At 61.4% G+C, this 21428-nt stretch carries 21 protein-coding genes, 1 pseudogene and 1 riboswitch; of the genes and pseudogenes, 11 read left to right on the top strand and 11 right to left on the bottom strand.

Features of this window, described 5'->3' with window-relative positions; all coding sequences use genetic code 11:
• Positions 1–134 precede the first annotated feature (134 nt).
• The 8 genes from AC1D1L_RS06175 to AC1D1L_RS06140 are packed head-to-tail and all read left to right on the top strand — an operon-like array spanning position 135 to position 8324.
• The gene (locus AC1D1L_RS06175) at positions 135–788 is read left to right on the top strand and encodes a Rieske 2Fe-2S domain-containing protein (RefSeq protein ID WP_477339682.1); all 654 of its coding nucleotides are present in this window, start codon (positions 135–137) and stop codon (positions 786–788) included.
• Positions 785–1630, top strand: a complete 846-nt coding sequence (locus AC1D1L_RS06170) for an aromatic ring-hydroxylating dioxygenase subunit alpha (RefSeq protein WP_477339680.1) — start codon at positions 785–787, stop codon at positions 1628–1630. Before AC1D1L_RS06175 ends, AC1D1L_RS06170 begins: the two co-directional genes overlap by 4 nt.
• On the top strand, positions 1627–2292 hold the full coding sequence (locus AC1D1L_RS06165) for a glutathione S-transferase family protein (RefSeq protein ID WP_477339678.1): 666 nt from the start codon (positions 1627–1629) through the stop codon (positions 2290–2292). Before AC1D1L_RS06170 ends, AC1D1L_RS06165 begins: the two co-directional genes overlap by 4 nt.
• On the top strand, positions 2289–3668 hold the full coding sequence (locus AC1D1L_RS06160; protein ID WP_477339676.1) for an amidohydrolase: 1380 nt from the start codon (positions 2289–2291) through the stop codon (positions 3666–3668). The genes AC1D1L_RS06165 and AC1D1L_RS06160 overlap by 4 nt, the downstream gene beginning before the upstream one ends.
• A gap of 26 nt (positions 3669–3694) precedes the next feature.
• Positions 3695–4792, top strand: coding sequence for a BMP family ABC transporter substrate-binding protein (locus AC1D1L_RS06155; protein ID WP_477339778.1), 1098 nt, complete (start codon positions 3695–3697; stop codon positions 4790–4792).
• Between the two features lie 3 nt (positions 4793–4795).
• Positions 4796–6319 carry an ABC transporter ATP-binding protein gene (locus AC1D1L_RS06150; RefSeq protein ID WP_477339674.1) on the top strand — a complete coding sequence of 508 codons (1524 nt, stop codon included), beginning with the start codon at positions 4796–4798 and terminating at the stop codon, positions 6317–6319.
• Entirely contained in the window at positions 6316–7416 is a 1101-nt protein-coding gene (locus AC1D1L_RS06145) for an ABC transporter permease (protein WP_477339672.1), read from the top strand. Before AC1D1L_RS06150 ends, AC1D1L_RS06145 begins: the two co-directional genes overlap by 4 nt.
• Positions 7413–8324 (top strand): ABC transporter permease, encoded by a 912-nt coding sequence (locus AC1D1L_RS06140; protein ID WP_477339670.1) that lies wholly within the window; start codon positions 7413–7415, stop codon positions 8322–8324. The genes AC1D1L_RS06145 and AC1D1L_RS06140 overlap by 4 nt, the downstream gene beginning before the upstream one ends.
• 378 nt (positions 8325–8702) lie before the next feature.
• Here AC1D1L_RS06140 and AC1D1L_RS06135 read toward each other — a convergent pair whose 3' ends face one another.
• The 6 genes from AC1D1L_RS06135 to AC1D1L_RS06110 form a co-directional block, all read right to left on the bottom strand.
• Positions 8703–9242: a HupE/UreJ family protein gene (locus AC1D1L_RS06135; protein WP_477339668.1), complete on the bottom strand. Its 540-nt coding sequence runs from the start codon at positions 9240–9242 to the stop codon at positions 8703–8705.
• 89 nt (positions 9243–9331) lie between these two features.
• Entirely contained in the window at positions 9332–9856 is a 525-nt protein-coding gene (locus AC1D1L_RS06130; protein WP_477339666.1) for a hypothetical protein, read from the bottom strand.
• 2 nt (positions 9857–9858) lie between these two features.
• Positions 9859–11067 (bottom strand): agmatinase family protein, encoded by a 1209-nt coding sequence (locus tag AC1D1L_RS06125; protein ID WP_112559951.1) that lies wholly within the window; start codon positions 11065–11067, stop codon positions 9859–9861.
• A gap of 1 nt (position 11068) precedes the next feature.
• The gene (locus tag AC1D1L_RS06120) at positions 11069–11890 is read right to left on the bottom strand and encodes an ATP-binding cassette domain-containing protein (protein WP_477339664.1); all 822 of its coding nucleotides are present in this window, start codon (positions 11888–11890) and stop codon (positions 11069–11071) included.
• A complete protein-coding gene (locus AC1D1L_RS06115; protein ID WP_436260852.1) occupies positions 11887–12699 on the bottom strand; it encodes an ABC transporter permease in 813 nt (270 codons plus the stop codon). The genes AC1D1L_RS06120 and AC1D1L_RS06115 overlap by 4 nt, the downstream gene beginning before the upstream one ends.
• A gap of 108 nt (positions 12700–12807) precedes the next feature.
• On the bottom strand, positions 12808–13872 hold the full coding sequence (locus AC1D1L_RS06110) for a putative urea ABC transporter substrate-binding protein (protein WP_477339661.1): 1065 nt from the start codon (positions 13870–13872) through the stop codon (positions 12808–12810).
• A gap of 100 nt (positions 13873–13972) precedes the next feature.
• Positions 13973–14088: riboswitch (guanidine-I (ykkC/yxkD leader) on the bottom strand.
• A 307-nt stretch (positions 14089–14395) separates the two neighbouring features.
• Between AC1D1L_RS06110 and AC1D1L_RS06105 the strand changes: the two genes are divergently transcribed.
• Positions 14396–14713, top strand: a complete 318-nt coding sequence (locus tag AC1D1L_RS06105) for a plasmid stabilization protein (RefSeq protein ID WP_352590651.1) — start codon at positions 14396–14398, stop codon at positions 14711–14713.
• A pseudogene (locus tag AC1D1L_RS06100) lies at positions 14710–15185 on the top strand (PPC domain-containing DNA-binding protein). Before AC1D1L_RS06105 ends, AC1D1L_RS06100 begins: the two are co-directional and overlap by 4 nt.
• 26 nt (positions 15186–15211) lie before the next feature.
• On the opposite strand, the gene AC1D1L_RS06095 reads toward AC1D1L_RS06100, so the two are convergent.
• Positions 15212–15820, bottom strand: coding sequence for a cysteine hydrolase family protein (locus tag AC1D1L_RS06095; protein WP_477339659.1), 609 nt, complete (start codon positions 15818–15820; stop codon positions 15212–15214).
• A gap of 261 nt (positions 15821–16081) precedes the next feature.
• On the opposite strand from AC1D1L_RS06095, the gene AC1D1L_RS06090 reads away from it, so the two are divergent.
• A complete protein-coding gene (locus AC1D1L_RS06090; RefSeq protein WP_477339776.1) occupies positions 16082–16534 on the top strand; it encodes an HD domain-containing protein in 453 nt (150 codons plus the stop codon).
• 27 nt (positions 16535–16561) lie between these two features.
• Here AC1D1L_RS06090 and AC1D1L_RS06085 read toward each other — a convergent pair whose 3' ends face one another.
• The 4 genes from AC1D1L_RS06085 to AC1D1L_RS06070 form a co-directional block, all read right to left on the bottom strand.
• Entirely contained in the window at positions 16562–16969 is a 408-nt protein-coding gene (locus tag AC1D1L_RS06085) for a DUF427 domain-containing protein (RefSeq protein ID WP_477339657.1), read from the bottom strand.
• 129 nt (positions 16970–17098) lie between these two features.
• Positions 17099–17995, bottom strand: coding sequence for an alpha/beta fold hydrolase (locus AC1D1L_RS06080; RefSeq protein ID WP_477339656.1), 897 nt, complete (start codon positions 17993–17995; stop codon positions 17099–17101).
• On the bottom strand, positions 17992–18177 hold the full coding sequence (locus tag AC1D1L_RS06075; protein ID WP_477339654.1) for a hypothetical protein: 186 nt from the start codon (positions 18175–18177) through the stop codon (positions 17992–17994). The genes AC1D1L_RS06080 and AC1D1L_RS06075 overlap by 4 nt, the downstream gene beginning before the upstream one ends.
• A 745-nt stretch (positions 18178–18922) precedes the next feature.
• Complete coding sequence (locus AC1D1L_RS06070) at positions 18923–20803, bottom strand: polysaccharide biosynthesis protein (protein ID WP_477339652.1); 1881 nt, start codon at positions 20801–20803, stop codon at positions 18923–18925.
• Positions 20804–21428: the final 625 nt, after the last annotated feature.

The raw sequence follows: 21428 nt of genomic DNA, 5'->3' as shown, positions 1-21428 counted from the left end.
CGTTTGCACTTAATTTAATCAATATTGCAATTGCGAAATAATTATGCATACGTCAGCCCATCGAGCGGTTCGCCAACTCCTTGCGCTGGCATCTCTGGTCGGCAAACAGTGGTATCAGTACGAAAGTTAAGGTCATGCTGTCCGACAAGACGGACACCTGGGTGCCGGTCGCCCTTTCCCAGGATCTGCCAACAGGACAGGCAATGCCGGCGCGGACGCCCGCCGGTCCCATTGCCCTCTGGCGAAGCCAATCGGGGCGCTTGGCGGCATCGGCGGATCGCTGTCCGCATCGCGGCATGCGCCTCTCCCATGGCTTCGTGCGCGGCGAGGCGCTCTCCTGCATCTATCACGGCTGGACCTATTCGCAGGCCGGTCAGTGTCTGCGCATTCCTGCCCATCCCAGCCTCACGCCGCCGGAGACGATTCGCGTTGCGACCCGGTCTGTCAAAGAGGCAGGTGGGATCATCTGGGTCGCTGATGGAGCGCCTGACGACAACCCACCCCTTTTTGAGGGTTACGTCCCGCTCCGTTCATTGACGGCCCGTGCCGGATGTTCGGCACTCTCTGTCGCTGCCGGTACGAAGGCCGCCGTTGAAGGATTCGTCTGGCAGGCGCCCGGCGCACCGGCAATCCGCCTGCTGCCCATCCCGCAGGAAGCCGGCGAGACGCTGATCCATGTCCTTGTTACAGCCGACTGCAGCGCGTCCGAGCGCATCGCCGCCTCGCGAGCCGCCGAGAGCCTTCGGCGCGTGGCCGAACGGATCGAGGCGAAAGGGGGCGTGTCATGATCGACGATGCGATGCGCGACGAATGGTATCCGGTCGGGCTTTTCAGCAGGCTCGACCGCGATGGGCGCGAGACCACCCTGATGGGCGGACCGATCAAGGTTGCGCTCGACGCCAATGGCGCGGCGAAGGTGACAGGCGAAAACGGGCGCGTGCTGCCGGTTTCGGTGCGCTATGGCCATATCTGGTCGTCGCTCGGCGAACCGAAGAAACCGGTCTTTCCGATTCCCGAGGCGGACCAGCCCGGGCGCCGTTTCGTCGATGTCGGTGTGGTGCGGGTGCGCTGCTCGCCGCTCCGCGCCGTCGAGAACTTCCTCGACATCGCACACTTCCCCTTCGTCCATACCGACATCCTCGGCTCGGAGCCGCATACCGAGGTCGAAGACTACAAGGTCGAGATCCGCGAGGAAGAGGACGAGGTCTGGGCGACCCAGGTGAAGTTCTACCAGCCGCAGGCGGCGAAATCCGCGAGCGGAGGTATCACGACGGAATACATGTACCGCGTGCCGGCTCCGACCTGCTCCGTCCTCTACAAGACCTGCCCGCCGCGCCCGGGCGAATGGGATGTCATTGCGCTATTCGTCCAGCCGCTTGCCGAGGATCTCTGCGACGTCTGGCCGTGGATGGCGCTTTTCGATGACGAGACACCACTGACCGACCTCATCCACTTCCAGCAGACGATTTTTCTGCAAGACCGCTCGATCCTCGAAAACCAGATCCCGCGGCTTCTGCCGCTCGATCCCGGCATGGAAATCCCCACGCGCGCGGACCTGACCTCGGTCGCCTATCGCCGCTGGCTGAAACGCCACAATTATACCTACGGCGCGCAGTTGGTGGCACAATGAAGCTTTACGACTACGTCCTCTCCCCCAGTTGCTACAAGGTGCGCCTGATGGCCGCGCTGTCAGGCGTGAAGCTCGAAATCCGTCCGGTCGACTTCCATCCCGGCGCCGAGCATCGCGGCCCCGAGCTTATGGCGCTTAATCCGGGAGGCTCCATCCCGATCCTTGAAGACGGCGACCTGATCCTGACCGAGTCTTCCGCCATGCTTGGCTATCTCGCCGCGAGGGCAGCACCGGCCTGGCTCGGCAGCGGCGCCCCTGAGGAGACGGCGCGCATCCAGCAATGGCTTTCCTTCTCGCACAGGCTGACCGCCAACCTCGGCGGCGCGCGCCTGCATGAGATGCTGCTGCGCCCCGGTGACATCGGTGCGCTTCAGACCAATGGCATAGCGGCACTACGCGAACTGGAAGCCAGCCTCTTCGAACAAAAAATGCGTGGCAATCGGTTTCTCGCGTCCGACCTGCCGACAATTGCCGACATTGCCTGCTTTCCCTATGTCGCGCTCGCGCCCGACGGGGGCGTTTCCCTCGACCCGTATCCCACGATCCGGCTCTGGTCGCGAGCGCTCCGCAGCCTCGACAACTTCATCGAGATGCCCGGTATCCACCGGCTGCACGAGTTGAAGCCCGAACCGCGACCCATGCCCGGACGAGGCGTGAGGTGACCGGCTATCTCCTGAAGAATTGCGCAGCGGTCATCATCGACGAGGGCAGGGGTCCGAGCGTCCGGCGCAATGTCGATGTGCTGACGAATGGCCCGCAGATCGAGGCAATCGGGGAAGGCCTGCACAGAAGCGAGTTGCCGGCCGGTACTATCGTGCAGGACGCCGACGGCTGGTTCGTCTATCCCGGCCTCGTCAACACGCACCATCACTTCTTTCAGTGCTTTGTGCGCAACCGTGCCGAACTCGACTGGACGAAGCTGTCGGTCATCGAATGGCTCGACCGGATCTATCCGATCTTCTGCCGGCTCAACGAGGATTGTTTCTACCACGCCTCGATCACGGCGATGGCAGAGATGATCAAGCACGGTTGCACGACGGCCTTCGACCACCAGTACAATTTTCCACGCCATGCCGGAAAGCGGCTCATCGACCGGCAGTTCGAAGCGGCCGACCTTCTCGGCATGCGTTTCCACGCGGGCCGCGGCGGCAACACGCTGCCAAAATCGGAAGGCTCGACCATTCCAGACGAGATGCTGGAGACCACGGACGAATTCATCGTCGACTGCGCACGCCTCATCGACACTTATCACGACACCAGTCCCTTCAGCATGCGTCAGGTCGTGGTCGCCCCCTGCCAGCCAGTCAACTGCTACCGCGAGACCTTCGTGGAATCGGTTTCGCTGGCGCGTGATCGCGGGGTGCGGATGCACACCCATGTCGGCGAGGGCGAAAGCCCGGTCATCGAGGCCCGCCATGGCATGCGCACGGTGGACTATCTCGAGGAACTCGGATTTGCCGGCCGAGACACTTTCTATGCCCATTGCTGGGATCTGACGCATGACGAACTACGGGTGATGGCGGCGAGCGGCACCGGTGTTTCGCATTGCCCAGAGCCGGTCTATCTGGTGGGTGCGGAGGTGACTGATATTCCCGCCATGTCCGCCTTTGGCCTGCGGGTCGGTCTCGGCTGCGACGGTGCTGCCTCGAACGATAATTCCAACCTCATGCACTGCATCCATTCCGCCTACATGCTGCAATGCCTGGCGGCCTCGACGCGCGCTCATCCCGTGCCTGCGCCGGCCGATTTCCTCGGCTATGCGACAACGGGCGGGGCCGCGCTTCTGGGCCGCAAGGACATCGGCCGACTGTCGTCCGGCATGGCCGCCGATCTCTTCGCGATCGACACCCGCCGCATGGATTATGTCGGCACGCGTCACGATCCATTGAGCCTGATTGCCAAGGTCGGCATCGGCATGCCCACCGACATGACCATGATCAACGGCCGCATCGTCTGGGAAAAGGGTGCGTTTACCGGGCTGGACGAGGCCCGGCTTGCTGCAGACGCGGAAGCCGCTCTAGCTGCAGTGGAATTCTAACAACTTAAAACAGGGGAACTGACATGCTGAACTACCTGACCCGCAGAACTCTGATGAAGGGCCTTGCCGCGACAGGGCTTGCCGGCGCGCTTGGCGGCCGTCCCGCCTTCGCGGCCGACGAGCCGCTCGGTATCACGCTCGTGCTCCCGTCGCCGGTCGGCGATGTCGGCTGGGGCCATGCGCTCGCCGCCGGCCTCGAGCCGGTCAAGGCCGCATACGGCGACAAGGTGAAGATCACCGTCATCGAGAACATCGCCGAGGGGCCGGACGCCGACCGGATCATGAACAAGACTGTCGCCGACGGTAACAAGTTCCTGATCGCCGGCTCATTCGGCTACCAGAATGGTGCACTGCAGATCGCCCGCCGCGATCCTGGGGTCACCGTGCTGCATGCCTCCGGCTTCCAGACCGCGCCGAATTTCTCGCCCTTCGCGGCGAAGTATTTCCAGGGCACTTACTTGCTTGGCATGGCCGCCGCAGCTCTTTCCAAGACCGGCAAGCTCGGCTCCGTCTCGGCCTTCGCCATTCCGGAGCTGATCACCTCGATCAACGCATTTACGCTCGGCGCACAGACCGTGAATCCCGCTATCGAACTATCGGTCGTCTGGGTGAACTCCTGGTTCGACCCGGCCAAGGAACAGGAAGCCGCCAAGGCGCTGATGGCACAGAACTGCGACGTGATCTTCTCGAACGCGCAGGACACGCCCTCCGTCATCTCGGCCTGCGAGGAGGCTGGCGTCTACGCGTTCAACCTCAATTCGTCGATGAAGAAATATGCGCCGAATAAATACCTCGGCTGCATCGCGACGGACTGGTCGCCCTTCTTCAAGGCTTCCGTGGATGCCCATCTCGCCGGAACGTTCAAGGGCGCCAACGCCTTCCTCGGTGTCGCCGAAAAGGTGGTGGAGGTCGTGGACTGGAACTCCGAGATCCCAGCCGACACGATGACGAAGATCAAGCAAGTGGCGGCGAAGATCGCCGACGGCAGCTTCTCGCCCTTCACAGGTCCAATCATCAAGGCCGACGGCAGCGAAGCCGCCGCCGCCGGTGCGACGATGGCGGATTCCGAGATCGTCGCGATGGACTGGCACGTCAAGGGTGTCACCACACCACTGCCGAAGTAAGTCATGACCCCGCCCCTTCTGTCGCTCCGCGGCATCTCGAAGAGCTACGGCCAGATCCGGGCCAACCAGGCCATCGATCTGGACGTGGCGCCCCAATCGATCCATGCGATCCTCGGGGAAAATGGGGCGGGCAAATCGACGCTGATGAAACTCATCTATGGCGTCGAACAGCCGGACGAGGGCACCGTCGCCTGGAACGGAGAGCCTCTGAGCCTTGCCTCGCCGGCCGAGGCACGGCGCAGGGGCATCGGCATGGTCTTTCAGCATTTCTCGCTGTTCGAGACGCTGACTGTTGTCGAGAACATCCAGCTCGTCGTGCCCGGCGGCAAGACGGAGCTGGCGGGGCGCATCCGCACCCTCGGCCAAGATTTTGGCCTTGAAGTAGATCCTCTCGCCGATGTGCACGCGCTCTCGGTCGGCGAGCGGCAGCGGGTGGAGATCATCCGCTGCCTGATGACGGACCCGAAGCTGCTCATTCTCGACGAGCCGACCTCGGTGCTGCCGCCGCAGGCGGTGAAGACGCTGTTCGACACGCTCAGGCGCCTTCGCGACCGCGGCGTCTCCATCCTCTTCATCTCCCACAAGCTGGAGGAAATTCGCACGATCTGCGACCAGGCGACCATCCTGCGTGGAGGTCACGTTATCGGCACCGTCGACCCGCGCGACCATGATGCGCACGACCTCGCCCGCATGATGATCGGCCGCGACATGCCGGATGTGATGCCGGCGTTGGCCATGCCCGAGGGAGAGAAGCGGCTGGAAATAATCGGCATGGACTACACGCCGGATGACCCCTTTGCCAAGCCGCTCTCCGGCATCAGCCTCACGGTACGATCAGGCGAGATCCTTGGCGTGGCCGGAATATCGGGTAATGGCCAAGGCGAACTTGCCGCGCTCATCTCAGGCGAAGCGATGCTGCCGAAGGAACAGCGCGACCGAATCTACATGATGGGCCGCGACGTAGGCACACTCGATGCGGCCGCCCGCAGGAGATTAGGGTTCGCCTTCGTGCCCGAAGATCGGCTCGGACGCGGCGCGGTCCCTGAAATGTCGCTCGTGCTCAACACCGTTCTTACCGCCCATCCTTTCGATCTCGTGAGGCGCGGCCTCATCAACAGCGCCGGAGCGACGGCTTTCACCAGCGAATGCATCCGACAGCACGACGTCCGCGCCTCCGGCCCGGATGCCGAAGCGGGCTCGCTGTCCGGCGGCAACTTGCAGAAATTCATCGTCGGTCGCGAGATGATGCTCTCGCCAAAACTGCTCTTCGTGGCGCAGCCGACCTGGGGCGTAGACATTGGCGCTGCATCCGCCATCAGAAGGCGGCTCATTGCGTTGCGCAACCTGGGCGTGGCGATCCTCGTTATTTCCGAGGAACTCGAGGAACTTTTCGAACTCAGCGATTTCATCCAGGTGCTGCATCATGGAATGTTGAGTCCGCCTCTGGTCACGCGGGATACGCGCCCCGAAGACATCGGCAGATACATGATCGGAGCACATGCCTTGCCAGAGAAGGTTCCTGCATGAGCGTTTGGGCCGCGACGTTCCTCCCCGCGCTCGTCCGCCGGGAGCATGCCTCGCTCGTCGCGGCCATGCTGGCCCCGGCTGCCGCGCTTGGCATGGCGATCATCCTCAATCTGGGCCTTTATGTGCTGATAGGCCGAGATCCGGCGGCCGTCCTGTACGCGATGCTTCTCGAGCCGTTCCTCTCCTGGGCATCGTTCACGGAGGTGCTGCTCAAGGCGGGGCCTCTTCTCCTCATCGCGCAGGGGCTGGCGATCGGTTTCCGCGCAAAAGTGTTCAACATCGGCGCGGAGGGCCAGTTCATCCTGGGCGCTATTTTCGCCTCGGCGATCCCCGTCTGGTTTCCGCAGGCGACCGGGCAGTGGATCTGGCCGCTGATGCTGCTTCTCGGTGCCGTCGGCGGTGCGCTTTGGGCATCTATCACCGCCTTCTGGCGCGTCAGGCTCAATGCGAACGAGATCCTGGTCTCCCTGATGCTGAGCCTCGTTGCGGCACAAGTCCTCAACTACCTGCTGCTCGGCCCCTGGAAGGACCCGGCCGGCTTCAATTTCCCACAATCCGTGATGTTTCAGAGCGACGCGGTGATGCCGACCCTGATCGCCGGTACCCGCGTCAACGTTTCACTGCTCATCACACTCGCGCTCTCGCTGGTGGCCTGGGTTTTCATGCAGCGAAGCTTCATGGGTTATAAGCTCAAGGTCGGCGGCCTTGCCCCGCGCGCGGCCGGTTACGCCGGCTTCAGCGAAGGGCGTGCGATTTGGCTATCGCTTCTGATCGGTGGCTTGGTGGCGGGACTGGCAGGCGCCGCGGAAGTCGCGGGGCCGCTCGGCCAGTTGCAGCGCTCGATCTCGACCGGCTACGGCTATGCGGCCATCATCGTCGCCTATCTCGGCGGCTTGCATCCGATCGGCATCATCTTTTCCGCGCTCTTTATGGCTGTCCTCTATATCGGCGGCGACAATGCGATGGTGTCGGCAAACCTGCCGATCGCAGCCGTCCGCGTCTTCCAAGGCAGCTTGCTGCTCGCCTATCTCGTCGCTGTGGCCTTCGTGCGCTACCGCATCGAATGGCGCCGCCCCTATCACCGGAGCCAGCCATGAACGCCGTCGAGTTCATTATTTCAGGCATGCTAGCAGCGGCAACCCCCTTTCTCCTTGCCGCACTCGGCGAGCTGGTGGTCGAGCGCGCCGGCGTCCTTAACCTCGGCGTGGAGGGCCTGATGGCCCTCGGCGCGGTGCTCGCGTTCATCGTCGTCTACCACGGCGGTGGACACCTGCTGGGCTTCGTTGCCGCCGGCCTCGGTAGCGCCGTCCTGTCCCTCGTCTTTGCAATGCTGGCACTAGGATTCCGGGCAAACCAGGTCGCGACAGGCCTTGCGATCGGCATCCTCGGCCAGGGCCTTTCGGCGCTGTTCGGCAAAAGCTACGAGAGCCTGACGGTCAAGGGGCTCCCGAAGCTTGCCTTTCCCGGCCTCTCGGAAATCCCGGTAGTCGGCAGGCTGTTTGTCCAGGACGTCGTCGTATGGCTTTCCCTTGCCGTGACGTTCGCGATCTGGGCGATGTTTGCCTATACGAGGGTCGGCCTTGTCGTGAGGGCAATCGGCGAGAATCCCAAGGCGGCCCACGCCATCGGCTATCCGGTCATCGCTATCCGTGTCGCGGCGATAGCCTTTGGTGGCATGATGGCGGGTTTTGCCGGCGCCTATGCGGCGGCGGTGTACACGCCCCTTTGGGCGGACGGTATGATTGCCGGACGTGGCTGGATCGCGATCGCACTCGTTGTCTTCGGTACGTGGCTCGCTGGCCGCATCTTCCTGGGTGCCTGCCTCTTCGGCGCGGTTTCGCTGATGAGCCTCGCCGCCCAGGCGACCGGTCTGGACGTGCCGTCGCAACTGCTTTCCAGCCTTCCCTATCTCGTTACGATCATCGTGCTCGGTGTCATCTCGGCAGACCGCCGCCTGCTCAGGCTGAACGGCGTCGCCTCGCTTGGCGAACCTTTCGAACGCTAGCCAGGACGCAAAGTGGATTTGCGAAACTCGGCGTAAGTTGAAGGGATTCGAAACGCCAACAGACGATCGGCACCCGATCCAAAGGGCAGAAACGCCAATCGCGGCGAAGGTATGCCCGGAAGGGTAGCGCTGATGCGACATTCCGCCGTCCACCAACAGAGTTTGCCCCGCAACAAAGCTTGTGGCCTCGGACGCGAGAAACACAGCGTCGCCGGCCAATCCATGTCCTCAATCACTATACAACGATAGTCAAAGTCGCTCGGCGCGGGCCTTCACCAGTTGATATAGCATGTCGCGAAGGCGACGAAGCCCTATTAGCCACTTCTGTCTCATCACCTTTTCGTCCCTGTTGAAAGCAACTTGCTTCGCAGACTTGATTCAGATGAACTGCGCGGCCGTGGCCACCCCGACCAGCGAAGTGGCGAGACCGGCGGTGCGGATGGCCCCCGGCCAACCGGCGAATTTGGTGGCGGACAACACGCCCACCGCATGCAGGGTCGAGGTGGCGAGGACGAAACCGACGGCATAAGCGAGGCCACTGTCGCTTTCGGGAATCTCAAGGCCATGGGCGTTTCCATGGAACAATCCGAACAAGGTCGTCAGCGACATGGCGACGGCCAGCGGCAAAGGCTTCGCCAGACCGACCATCGCCCCGAACACCACGAGCGACAGTGCGATGCCGGTTTCAAGGGAGGGCAAGCCGATGCCGGCGACTCCGAACAGGGCTCCGACGACTATAGCGGAGACGAAGAGCAACGGAACGAGAAGAACGGCGCGCCCGCCGGTTCTCGCGGCGATCATGCCGACAGCTACCATCGCGAGCAGATGGTCGATGGCGAACAGAGGATGCTCGACGCCGGCCAGGAAGCCATGGACGTGATAGCCGCCCGGATGGGCGAACGCCAGCGAGGGCGTCAAGACGGCTAAGGCCGAAAGGATAGTCATGCCAAGTCTTTGGAGCGTTTTCATGGTTGGGTCTGTCCGATGAATGAGGTTGGCGAATGAGTTCAATGTCCGGGAACGGCGAATTGCGAGGCAGCGGAACGGTCGGCAAGGGCGCGCGCCGCGGCGAAGCCGAGATGTTTTTGCTGGGTGCCATCGTGATAGATGAAAGCAAGGCGGCGGCGGTGCGATGTCAGGCGCGCCGGCAACGGATGATAGACGACGCCAGTACCGCCGACGAGCGGCATGACCGCGCCTACGTCGACCAGGTCCTCGGTCTCGACGCGTAGCAAATGAAGCCTCACGCCGTCCTCCATTTGACCAACAAAAGGTATGCCGGCGAGACGCAGAAAGCTGGATGGGTCCGGTGCTCGCGCAAATCCTTCCAGGAAGGCCGTTTCAACAAGATCGAGATCGACCGACGCGGGATCGACAGGCGACTCCTGGGCCTGGTCAGGTGGCAGATGCGGCGTCTGCCATTGCAGCGGCTTGCCAGCGGGTCCGTTGTGGCCAAGCGTGTGATGATCGTTCGGCCCATGGTGATGGTGGCCGTCGCGATGGCCATGAAAATGGTCATGATCGTCGTGCATGGTCAGAAACTCACCGGTTTGTCGATGATGGATTTATGCTTGCCGAGATTACCGTGGGCGACCATCGAACCGAGCGCCTCGACGACGACGCGCACACCGAACAGCGCAGTGATGTCCGACGTGTCGTAGGGCGGCGACACCTCGACCACTTCCAGCCCGCAGATGCCCGGCGCCGTCACCAGTCCGAGAAGCTTGAGTGCCTCGCGCGGCAGGAAACCGCCAGGCTCTGGCCATCCCGTGCCGGGCACGAAACCGCAATCAAGGCTGTCGACGTCGAAAGAGATGTAGACGGCATCGGTGTCCTTCCAGGCGAGTTCGAGAGCGACTTCCGCCGCCTTCTCAAGCCCCATCTGCTCAATATCCGAAATGGTGAGCACGTTAGTGCCCCGCTTCCTCGCCTCGGCGACGCCGTAGCGGGGAACCTGCCAGCCGCCGATGCCGAGTTGCACGAGATTGGTTGCCGAGACATTCGGCAGGTTGGTCGCCCAATACCAGGGCGTGGTGTGCATGCGCTCGTCGAGATCCTTTTCCTGGATGTCGATATGCCGATCGAAATGGATGATGCCGATGCGCTTCGAGGTGACGTCGGCGATGCCGCGCACACAGGGGAAGCCGATCGAATGGTCGCCACCCAGCATGATCGGCAGCGCGCCCGACGAGGCTACATGGCTGACGCCCTTGGTGATCTGGTCAAAACTCTTTTCGAGGTTGGCCGGAATGGTGAAGACGTCGCCGGCGTCGCAAAGCGTCATCTGTTCGCGCAGATCGACGCCGAGTTCGTAGTTGTAAGGCGTGTAGAGCGCCGAGATACGGCGGATGCCTTGCGGACCGAAACGGGTTCCCGGCCGGTAGGTGGTGCCGCTGTCAAAGGGAATGCCAATGACGGCCGCATCATATTTGCCGACATCGCGGACGTTTTCGACATAGGGCGCCTTCAGAAAGGTGTTGATGCCGGCGAAATGCGGCAGCTCGCCGCGCGCGAATGTCGGGATCGACTTGTCGATGATCGAGTCCGATCCGGGCAGGCCCATGTCGAGCGCCCATTGCTGCTCCTTGCGCCAGCCGCTTTCCGGCAGCTTCCCCTCGGCCTCGATCGACTTCCAGCCCTGCGTGCCGCGGGCATCAAAATCAGGATGGTGCAAACGCCGCGACGGCTCTCGGGCGACCACGCCCGCCCGGCGGTGGCTGCGTTCGGGGATATTTCCAAACATTCTAAGATCTCCCTTGCGACGCCGTCGTCGCCATTGCTGCATCCGGCCGGGCCGTCCCGACCATCGCGGCCACCTTGGCCACGTCTCGTGAGGAAGCCCGGTTCTTGCGGTCGAGCTTCAGATCGTAGGTGATCGTCGCGCCGTAGGCCGACGGGAACTGCGGGTCGTGGCGCACCTTGTCGAAGACCAGCACGCGGGTGCCGAGCTTGAAGGCCTCGCCGATGTCGTGGGTGACCATCACCACCGTCATGCCATGCTCGGTCCAGAGCTCGGTCAGCAGCTCGTGCATCTCGACGCGGATGCCGGGATCGAGCGCACCGAACGGCTCGTCGAGAAGCAGGATCTGCGGACGGCCGAGCAGGGTCTGCGCAATCGCAAGCCGCTGCTGCATACCCCCAGAGAGCGATGCCGGATAAAGGTCGCGCGCATGGGCAAGGCCAACCCGTTCCAGCATGGCCTCGGCCTCTTGCCTGGCGCTTCTGCGCCTGACACCGAAGACGCGGCCAAACGGCCCGCCCGAGCGAAAGTCTTCAACCAGCAGCAGATTCTGAATGGCGGTCAGATGCGGAAACACCGAATAGCGCTGAAAGACGATGCCGCGCTGCGGTGTCGGCTCGGGCACAATCGGGCTGTCGCCGACGATGACCACGCCCCCGCTTTGCTGTTCCTGACCGAGCAGGATGCGCAGGAACGTCGATTTTCCGCAGCCGCTGGCGCCGACTAGTGACAGGAATTCGCCGGCCTCGGCCGTAACGTTGACCCGCTCGAGCACCCGGGCATCGCCATAGCTCTTCTCCAGCCCATGGACGACGATGCGGCTCATTTGGCCTCCACCGGATGAGCCCAGGGAGACAACGCCCGGGACAGTCGCACCAGAAGCCAGTCGGTGATGACGGCAAGCAGCGTAATCCAGGCGACGTAAGGCAGGATGACGTCCATCGACAGATAGCGGCGGACGAGGAAGATGCGGTAGCCCAGTCCTTCTGTCGAGGCGATGGCTTCGGCGGCGATCAGGAACAGCCAGGCTGGTCCGAGTGCCAGCCGCACGCAGGTGATGAGCCGTGGCATGACCTGCGGCAGCACGAGCCTTAGAACCATGGTCCAGCTGTTGCCGCCGAGTGTCTGCGCCTTGGCGATCAGTTCCGGCGGCAACTCCATCACCCGGTTGCCGATGTCGCGCACCATCACCGGCGCCACGCCGATGGCGATCAGCGTGATCTTGGCCGTTTCGCCGAGGCCGAGCGCAATGAACAGGATCGGCAGCAGCGCCAATGGTGGGATGACGCAGACGACGGTGACGAACGGTAGCAGGAAGGCCCGCACTCGCGGTATGAAGCCGATGGCGATGCCGAGCGAAAGGGCGACCAGCGTGGCGGCGGCCACCCCCGCGAATAGCCTGACGAGACTAGCATAGGTATCGACCCACAGGATGAGATCGCCGGAGCGTTTGTCCGGAACCGTGGCAAGGTCCAGGAAAGCTGACCACATCTGTGCTGGCGAGGGCAACAGCTTGTCGGCAGGGTTGGCGTCCAGCCTTTTGCCCGACGCGATCAGATAGGCGCCCGCTGCGACCAGAAATGGCAAAGCGCCGAGAAACAACGCGCCACCTCGGGAGACCCTTGCGTTGATCATGCGAAGGCGCACCTTCGGCCCTGGCTGGGGAGGGCGCGTACCCTCCCCGCCCGCCTCGGAGACTGCATTCATGATGCCAATGCCCCTGGCTAGCATGTCATGCCTATGTCAGGGCGTTGCGGCTGCAGCCTCAGCCATGAAGGCTGGATCGAAACGCAGCTTGACGTTTTTGGCGTCGCCCAGCGTGGATCCGTCGGGAAAACTCATGCCGACCACATCGACACTCACCGCGTTTGTGCCGAGGATGCCGTGGCTGAACAGAAAGTTGCGGACAAGATCCATCGTCTTCGGCAGTTCGGCGCCCTTGGTGAATTCGACAGCCTTGGCGGGATCGAAGAACATCGCCGTCGAGGCAAGCTGCGCGTCGAAGCCAGCGAGGTCAGTGCCGGACGCCTTGGCCATCTCCTCCTTGGCTGCTTGGCCTTCCGGCGTGCCCGAGGTCATCAGACGCATCGCTTCGTACCATGCGCCAACAAGCGCCTTGCCCAGCGCGGGGTTGTCCTTCAGCGTCTCGGTGTTGACGACCATCATGTCGATGATCTCACCGGGAATCTGCGACGAATCGAACACCTTGTGAGCACCCGGCATGGCGACGATCTCGGAAACCAGCGGGTTCCAGGTGACGACGGAGGTGACGTCGCTGGTGCCATAGGCGGCAACCATGTCGGCATCCGAGGTGTTGACGACGGTGATGTCCTTCTCGGTGAGCTTGACCGTGTCCAGCGCCCGCGCCAGCAGATAATGCGAGACCGAGAGTTCGACGAGATTGACCTTCTGGCCGGCAATGTCGGTGAGTGCAGCTTTGTCCTTGAGGATGACGGCGTCGTTGCCATTGGAGAAGTCGCCGATGATCATGGCTGTGCTGTCGACGCCGCCGCCCGCAGGGATCGACAGCGCGTCCATGTTGGTCATCGCACAGCCATCGAAGCCGCCGGCTGTGTACTGGTTGATGCTCTCGACATAGTCGTTGATGCGAGTGACCTCGACATTGATGCCGTATTTGTCCGCCCATTTCTTCATGATGCCGCTTTCGGCAAGATAGCCCCACGGCATCCAGCCGACATAGATCGACCAGCATATCTTGAAATCTTTCTTGGGCGCCGCGCCTGCAGCGGAAACGATAGGAAGGCTGAGTGTTGCGGCTAGGATGATTGCGGCCAGCTTGCGAAGCATTGCGTACCCCCGTTCGCGATCCGGATTGCGTCCGGACTTTATGTTGGGGTTTACAGAGCGCGCATCCGGGAGAGGTTCGCGCCAGCAAACCCGTGCAGGGTTCTCCCGGGATTTTGGCCCGCCGTGTTCCGCCGGATGCCTCAATGCATCCTAGGCGGTCGCATCTCTTGGACCAGCACCGCTCTAACCGCAGTCGGAACCCTAGACGCTCTGCACGTAAAACAACATGCAAGGTGTGTGCCAGGTTCGAATGGCACGGTTTGCACGACATATTCGCGTGCGCCGCCCCTCGACCCGCCGCGCCGATGATAAAAAATTCATCGCGGCGCCCGAAGATTGGGCAACCTTGATCGCACACCAACCGATGACAGTCCTGATCTTCCGAATCCCTCGGCTCCATCCTGTCGATCTCAACGGCGCTCGGCCAGGTGGAGTTTGCTTTCTGACGTCCGGTTGGAACTCAGGCCCCGGCTTTTCGTTCAAACCCTGTCCAACAGGAGAAACGGCCATAGGAGAAACAGCCATGCCACGTGGAGAAAAATCGAAATACACCGACAAGCAGGAACGCAAAGCCGATCATATCGCCGAAGGCTATGAGAAGCGCGGGGTTTCCGAAAAGGAAGCCGAACGCCGGGCATGGGCGACCGTCAACAAGGACGATGGCGGCGGCAAGAAGGAAGGCGGCTCCGGTCGCGGCAAACATACCGGCCACCCCGCGGCGCACAAGGGCGGCAAAAGCGGCGGAAAGGCTTCGGCCTCGCGCTCTGCAGCCAGCCGGTCTGAATCGGCCAAGAAAGCTGCGGCAACCCGTAAGCGAAACGCCGAACACCATGCCCACTGAGGGGCCAAACTGATGTTCGGAGGACAGGCACGAAATCCCGGCTCGTCAACGAGGTCGGCGGTCAACGCACATTTGTCATCGTGCTCGACCCCGGCGAAGAGGCGTTTGCCACACTGATCGGTTTCGCAACCGAGCAAGGCGTCGACGGTGCTTTCTTGACTGCCATCGGCGCATTCGAAAGAGCCACCGTCGGCTGGTTCGACCTCGATGCGAAAACCTACCGCAAAATCCCGGTTCACGAACAGTGCGAGGTGCTGAGCGCGATCGGCGATGTTGCGCTGGGGATGATGGCAAACCAAGCCTTCACGTCCACGCGGTGCTCGGCCTGAGCGACGGCACCACCCGAGGCGGGCATTTGCTCGAAGCGATCGTTCGCCCGACGCTCGAAACCACATTGGTGGAAGCTCCCGGTCACTTGCGCCGCCGCAAACGCCCCGAAATCGGCGCCGCCTTGATCGACCTGGGCGTCTGATCGTCCAGATCAGATCGGTCGGATTTTCAAGTCCAGTTCAAGAGAACCACCTCCATCTCGACCGTCTCGACCTGCTGGGCAAATCGCTGGTGATATACGGTCAGCAGCGCGTCATGCGTCGCGTCGGAAGAACTGCACAGCGCGTCCGTGACGAGGACCACGCGATAACCGAAGTCGATTGCTCCGAGCACCGTGGCCAGAACGCATACGTCGGTTTCGCCGCCAGTTATGACCAGCGTATCGATGTCGCGCTCCGCCAGAAAAGCCCTGAGCCGGCCCTCAAACCAGGGCGAGTAGATGTGTTTGTCGATGACTGCCGCCGGCGGGCAGTAAGCGGCTAATGCCGGCAACAGGTCGACCATTTCGTCGCCGATACTTTCGATCGTCATCGTGGCCCAGTGCTCATAATAGCGCTTCCATGTGCCGACACCCTGCCCCGGCTTCTGGGCAGGCAGGAAGCGCGTGAAGACCGTCTGTCGCGCCTTCCTTTCGACCAGACTCTCGATGCGAGGGAGCACGCGGGTGATCCATGGAGTGGCCCACTGCGACGGCTCGGCAAACAGCCGCTGCATGTCAACACAGACATGCATGCAGCGGTCGCCCAGAGGCCCGTATGCCAAACCCGGCATCGACATCAGGAAGTCCGTACCCGGTCGGATTTTTTCACGAGCTTTTCCTTGCCGTCGAAGGCATGGATCAGAACGTCCCGTGCCGGCACTCGTTCCTTGTCGCTTCAGGAACCGACATCAGCCATCGACGTTTCCGCCTCATGGATCCGATGCCATCCGCTGATAGAGCGCATCGGTAAGGCGAACGGCGACCCGAGGAAATCCTCGAGGCAAGGAACAATGGCCACGGCAGCGACTTGGAGATGAACTCACAAGAAGTTCCTATGTCTGCAATTTATCAGCATCTCGAAAAGCGGCCGGGACGGCGACGATGAGCATTTTCTATCGAGCGGCCAAGAGGTTCACGCAGCGCAGCGCGACAAGACCGGGCGGCCCTATATCGAGCATTGCCGTCGTGTCGTCGATGCTGTCGAGACGATGGATCAGAAGGTCGTAGCCTATCTGCATGATGTCCTGGAAAAAGGCGAAGGCTGGTCACGAGCCAAGCTGGAAGCGACCGGGTTTGGACCGTCGATTGCTTCCGCGGTCGATGCCATGTCGCGCAGAGACGGCGAGGACTATTTCACGTTCGTGCGGCGGGCTGCATCGAATCCGCTGGCGCTGCCGGTAAAACGCGCTGACCTCGAAGACAACATCTGGCAGTCACGGCAAATTGGAGCCTCGACAGCCAGATACGAAGAAGCCTTGCGCATTCTCGATGACGAATTCTCCGGGCGCTAGCAAATGCCTGCCAGAGGTCCAACGATACTATTCCTTGACATGTGGCGTGTGCCGTTTGTCCTCCAACGGGTCGACGTCGATGCGCGCCTTTTCCGGATCAAAAGCGCCATGGCGTGCGATGGCCCGTGCTGCCGTATCCGGCGTCTCGTATGCCCACATGAAGTCATCGGCCGAGCCACCGACAGCATGGACACGCCAATAGCTCGCTGTCCCCTTCAACGGAGACTTGCTTGTCGTGTTTGTCTTTTCGAAAAGCTCGAAATAGATGTCCTCGAACGGAATATAGAACACCGGCTCATGTCCCTCTTCCCTGAGTACCTTCGCGCGCTTCGTGGCCGCGACTATGGCGTCGGAGAATCGCACCGTTACCGTGCCGGCAAACGGTTCTATGGTTAGTAGGCGGTGGTGTTCTGAAGTTGCGACTGAAGTTTGCATCCGAATTCTCCGTGGCTACCGAATGATCGCGACGGCGTTCCGGTTCGCCATCCATGGAGACGAAATGCGCGGCGATGCATCAGGTTCCAGCTTGTCCGATGAAGCCGAATGACTGCCGAGCCAGGCGCTTTATTGCCTGCCGTACCTGGCGAGAAAGCTCGCCAACAGCCCGGAAACCTCTTGTGGGGCCTCACGTGTTGGGAAGTGCCCGACCGCGTCCAGGACCACTCGTTTGTAGAAGGCAGTGAAATGCTCCTCCAGCCCTTCCGACGATGCGATCAGGACAACACGGTCGTCGCCACCATGAAGCGTCAAGGTCGGCACGGTGATGATCTTGACCGATGTTTGCCGGCGGGCCAGCTCCGCGTAGTGGGGATCGGGCTCCGCCTCACCCCAGCGAACCCGATAGGAATGCAATGTCACATCCGGCCAATCCGGATTTTCGAAGGATGCGGCCACTTCATCGAAAGTGGCATCGTCGAACCAGCCCAACGGGCTCCAGCTGTTCCATTGGAATCTGGCGAATTCCTTGCGGTTCTTTCTCACGAACTCGGCGCCGCGCGCCGTCGCCATGAACCATTGATACCAAAATGCTCTCGCCTGTTCAGGCGCTGGCGTTGCCGGCTTGCCGGGTTGCCAGCCAAGCGATAGCGCGGCACAGCAACTGATGCGATCGGGAAAAATCGAGGCCAGGAGGTAGGAGATCCGTGCTCCCCAGTCGTGCCCTACGACCGCAAAGCGGCTGAGGCCCAGCGCATCGGCAAAATCCAGTACGTCCTGCGCCATTGCGGCAATCTCGCCTGACCGCATGGTTTCTTTTGACAGGAACGATGTCCGTCCGAAACCTCGCAGCCACGGCGAAAACGTCCGAAAGCCCGCGTCATGAAGGAACGGCGAAATGCGCGCGTAGGTGGTCGCGTCGTCCGGCCACCCATGCAGCAGGACAACGGGCGCACCGTTTTCTGGCCCGCCACTGAGATAAGCGATGCGCAGCAGTGGCGTATCGCAAGATGAGACGGGGTTCATTTGCTCTCCGGCGCTGTAACCGGCTGGTCGCCGCCGGTCGTCGACTTGGATCTGGCATCCTGATCAACCTGCGGGTTCCTGTTGACCGTGTCGGTGTTGGCTTTCGTCGGTTCGACGCTGTTATCACAGGCGCCGAGCGCAAGATCAGCGGCCAACACCAGAAGCGACAAGGATCTCTTCATCGAAACCTCCTCTGACTGATATTCGACAAACCAGGCTCCGCGAATTTGGTTGTCTTGCTGGACGCTCGGGCCAGCCTTCAATCCTTCAAGCTTTTTGAGCCGGCGCTGACTGTCGGGTCGGGCACGACAGGGCCGCGTTCGGTCTCGGGACCTTCTCCCTCGATCTCCTGCACGGCTTGATCCCAGTGCTCCTGCTCGCGTTCAGTCGGACGGCCTCCCGTTCCCAGATTTCATAGGCACGCCGTTTTCCCGAGCACAAAAATGTCGGCCGACAGTATCTTCTTCCTGAGTTTCGGCCAATCATCACCCTTGCCCATGTCGGATAGCACACCGGCTTGATATCGTGATCGACCGAACGCACGATCCCGCCGGGCCGATTCCGGTCAGGCAGCTTTTCAAGAACCACCCTACGAATGCAGACGTTTAGGTCGGTTTGAATTGACGATCCATCGGCTGATGGACCGAAGTGAGAGCTTTCGCGACATCTGCGAGGAACTCGCCGATGCAGAGTTTGCGCTTTCGAAGATCGCCGAGGCCCCGTTGGCATTGCGCGAAGCCAGACGAGCCTAATGGCAGGAACTGGTGGATCGGTTGGTTGAAGAAGTAGGAGCAGCAGTGCTGAATACCGACGCTGCCCGGAAAACGGGTATCAACCCATGGTCGCCACGGTGAACATGCACGAATGGTCAGAATGAGGGTCTTCCGATTGTCAGCGGGCGGCAGTCGGTGGGCACCGCGATGAGGCTCAGTGCTTGCTCGAGTCCTTCCCGCTCATCAGCAGATGAATCTCGCTCCCCGGAGTAAACTCCCCGACGGTCGATTTCAGAAGCCGTAGGGCACCGGGCAAATCTTGGGCGTCGATCCTCCGCTTCATTTCGTCGAAGATGCGCACGATCAGCGCTTTCTCAATCGACCGTGGAGCTGCAGCCAGGATCCCCGACGCACCGGTCCCGCTCAAGGTTTCCTTGTTGTCGAAAAGTTCCTCGTAGAGTTTTTCCCCAGGCCGAAGCCCGGTGTAGATTATCTGAATGTCGGTGTCCGGGCGGCGCCCCGAGAGACGGATGAGGTTTCGAGCAAGATCCACGATCTTCACCGGCGAGCCCATGTCGAGAACGTAAATTCGGCCGCGCTCCTCCTGTCGTGCGTGGCTATGCGCCGCCGCCTGCAGGACGAGGAGGCAGGCTTCCGAAATTGTCATGAAAAAGCGTTCCATGTCCGGATGGGTAACTGTCACAGGCCCGCCGGCCCTGATCTGCTTCTCGAACAGCGGGACCACGGATCCGGCCGACCCCAGGACGTTGCCGAACCGAACGGTGACGAAACGTGTGCCGTTGACCTGCGAGTCGATATCCATCGCCTGGCAGAACATCTCCGCCATCCGTTTAGTCGCGCCCATTACGTTAGCGGGATTCACAGCCTTGTCGGTCGACACCAGAACCATCGTGGAGACGTTGGCCTGAAGCGCGGCCTCGGCAACATTGCGCGTCCCGATCGCGTTGGTGAAAAGGCCTTCAAGCGGTTGAGCCTCAACGATCGGTACGTGCTTTAGTGCGGCGGCGTGGAAGAGCACCTGGGGTCTGTGGGCCTGGACAATGGTGTTGACAGCGTCTTTTTCACGCACATTGCAAAGGGCAGCATGCAGTTCGAGGCTCGGGCGGGTGCCAGTGAGTTCAGTCGCGATTGAGTAGAGAAGGTGCTCGCTGGCATCCAAGAGAACGAGGGTCCGTGGGTTCAGGGCCGCGACCTGACGTGCCAGCTCGGATCCAATCGAACCGCCCGCGCCGGTGATCATAACGGTCCTGCCCTCGATCATCGAGGCGATCTTGGGCACATCAAGCTTAAGGGGCGGACGTTGCAAGAGATCTTCCAACTTGATCGGACGCAGTTCGATTTCAGCGTCGATGCTTTGCATCTCGAGGAGGTTCGGGAGCCTCAGGATTTCGACTTTCTGCTGTGCCGCGATCTCAACCAGCGCCTCGATGCTGGCGTGTCGCTGATAATCCTCGCGCGAACGTGTCAGGATGAGCGCCCCGGGCCGGCGCCCCTGGGCCTCGAATTGATCGAAGATTTGCGGCAGTCTTTCCAGCGGACCCAACACTGGAACCCCGCGAATAGAACGCCCGGTCCTGCGATCCCGTTCGTCGATTATCGCAAGGACCACGAATGACAAGGCACTGTTTCTCTCCTTAATGGTCCTCACGAAGGCGTCGGCGTTGTCGGTGGCTCCAACCAGCAGCACGAACTTACAGGTGCTGCGATCGAACAAGCGACCGGTGTCGTGGCGATTGCGATAGAGCCGATACGCGGCACGCGGCCCGGCTAGCAGCACGATCACGAAGGCCCACGCGATAAGGATCGAAGAACGGGGAATCAAGGTCAGTCGATCCAGCAGGAACTGGGCAACTGTGAAACTAGCGACGGACGCAGTAGCTGCATAGGTGATTGCCAGAAGATCCGACAGCGACGCATAGCGCCAAATACCACGGTTCAGTCCGAGCAAAAAACCTGCGCCGCCGACAATAATCCCAAATAGCACCGCCGCGCCAAGGAAATTCGTCAAGTTTTTAACAACTATATCAAAATCAAACCTCAACGCGATCGAAAGAAACATTGCGGCAGCACCCATTGTGCCATCGTGCACCAGTGCCAGGCCCCGCAATACTATCAGTCGAGAAACTCGCCAGGACCGAGTCGTTTTGTCTCCAGCATAAACATGCTTTCGCTGTTGCCATTCTTCTGGAGACACTAGTCTTAGACCTTTCGATAAAAGCCGGCGATCAACTCGATCCGCCGACGTCCAATGCTCGAACAGCCGAGGTTCGGTCGCTCGGAGTCGCAGTATAGGGCCCTGGCGCTGACATGTGCCAGTAACGTCTGAAAATGTGAATCGTCCACGCGGCGATTATCAACACTTCCCCGAGGAGGACGCCCAAGTTCAAGGCGATGGTCGAAGCCGGTGCGATGGGATCTTGTCGAGGCCACACTGTCTGGCAGGGCGCCGAAGACTTCATCGAGGAACTCGACCTTTCAAAGATCGCAATGTCGCCAAACGGGACAACGCGGTCCATCTTCGGCCAGACTGCGATTTTCAACCAAGCTGCTCCATACCCAGCTGACTCCATCAAGTGCCTTGACCTCGCAGAGAACGCAGGTATCCGAAAGCGTCGACAGCGCTCAAAATCGAGCGGCCGCCCCTTGACCCATTAGAGAACACTGTCGACGCTAAAGAGACGTAACCGATCGCTTCTCGC

Source organism: Mesorhizobium sp. P2_D6 (assembly GCF_056404315.1).
Note: the sequence above shows the minus strand (reverse complement) of the source record. Positions and strands in the feature narration are given on the sequence as shown.

Coding starts and splice junctions, on each gene's coding strand:
- AC1D1L_RS06115 (WP_436260852.1), bottom strand. CDS start 12,699: ATGATCAACGCAAGGGTCTCCCGAGGTGGCGCGTTGTTTCTCGGCGCT.
- AC1D1L_RS06130 (WP_477339666.1), bottom strand. CDS start 9,856: ATGCACGACGATCATGACCATTTTCATGGCCATCGCGACGGCCACCAT.
- AC1D1L_RS06170 (WP_477339680.1), top strand. CDS start 785: ATGATCGACGATGCGATGCGCGACGAATGGTATCCGGTCGGGCTTTTC.
- AC1D1L_RS06140 (WP_477339670.1), top strand. CDS start 7,413: ATGAACGCCGTCGAGTTCATTATTTCAGGCATGCTAGCAGCGGCAACC.
- AC1D1L_RS06150 (WP_477339674.1), top strand. CDS start 4,796: ATGACCCCGCCCCTTCTGTCGCTCCGCGGCATCTCGAAGAGCTACGGC.
- AC1D1L_RS06095 (WP_477339659.1), bottom strand. CDS start 15,820: ATGTCGATGCCGGGTTTGGCATACGGGCCTCTGGGCGACCGCTGCATG.
- AC1D1L_RS06105 (WP_352590651.1), top strand. CDS start 14,396: ATGCCACGTGGAGAAAAATCGAAATACACCGACAAGCAGGAACGCAAA.
- AC1D1L_RS06110 (WP_477339661.1), bottom strand. CDS start 13,872: ATGCTTCGCAAGCTGGCCGCAATCATCCTAGCCGCAACACTCAGCCTT.
- AC1D1L_RS06145 (WP_477339672.1), top strand. CDS start 6,316: ATGAGCGTTTGGGCCGCGACGTTCCTCCCCGCGCTCGTCCGCCGGGAG.
- AC1D1L_RS06080 (WP_477339656.1), bottom strand. CDS start 17,995: ATGAACCCCGTCTCATCTTGCGATACGCCACTGCTGCGCATCGCTTAT.
- AC1D1L_RS06175 (WP_477339682.1), top strand. CDS start 135: ATGCTGTCCGACAAGACGGACACCTGGGTGCCGGTCGCCCTTTCCCAG.
- AC1D1L_RS06125 (WP_112559951.1), bottom strand. CDS start 11,067: ATGTTTGGAAATATCCCCGAACGCAGCCACCGCCGGGCGGGCGTGGTC.
- AC1D1L_RS06085 (WP_477339657.1), bottom strand. CDS start 16,969: ATGCAAACTTCAGTCGCAACTTCAGAACACCACCGCCTACTAACCATA.
- AC1D1L_RS06070 (WP_477339652.1), bottom strand. CDS start 20,803: ATGGGTGCTGCCGCAATGTTTCTTTCGATCGCGTTGAGGTTTGATTTT.
- AC1D1L_RS06075 (WP_477339654.1), bottom strand. CDS start 18,177: ATGAAGAGATCCTTGTCGCTTCTGGTGTTGGCCGCTGATCTTGCGCTC.
- AC1D1L_RS06165 (WP_477339678.1), top strand. CDS start 1,627: ATGAAGCTTTACGACTACGTCCTCTCCCCCAGTTGCTACAAGGTGCGC.
- AC1D1L_RS06120 (WP_477339664.1), bottom strand. CDS start 11,890: ATGAGCCGCATCGTCGTCCATGGGCTGGAGAAGAGCTATGGCGATGCC.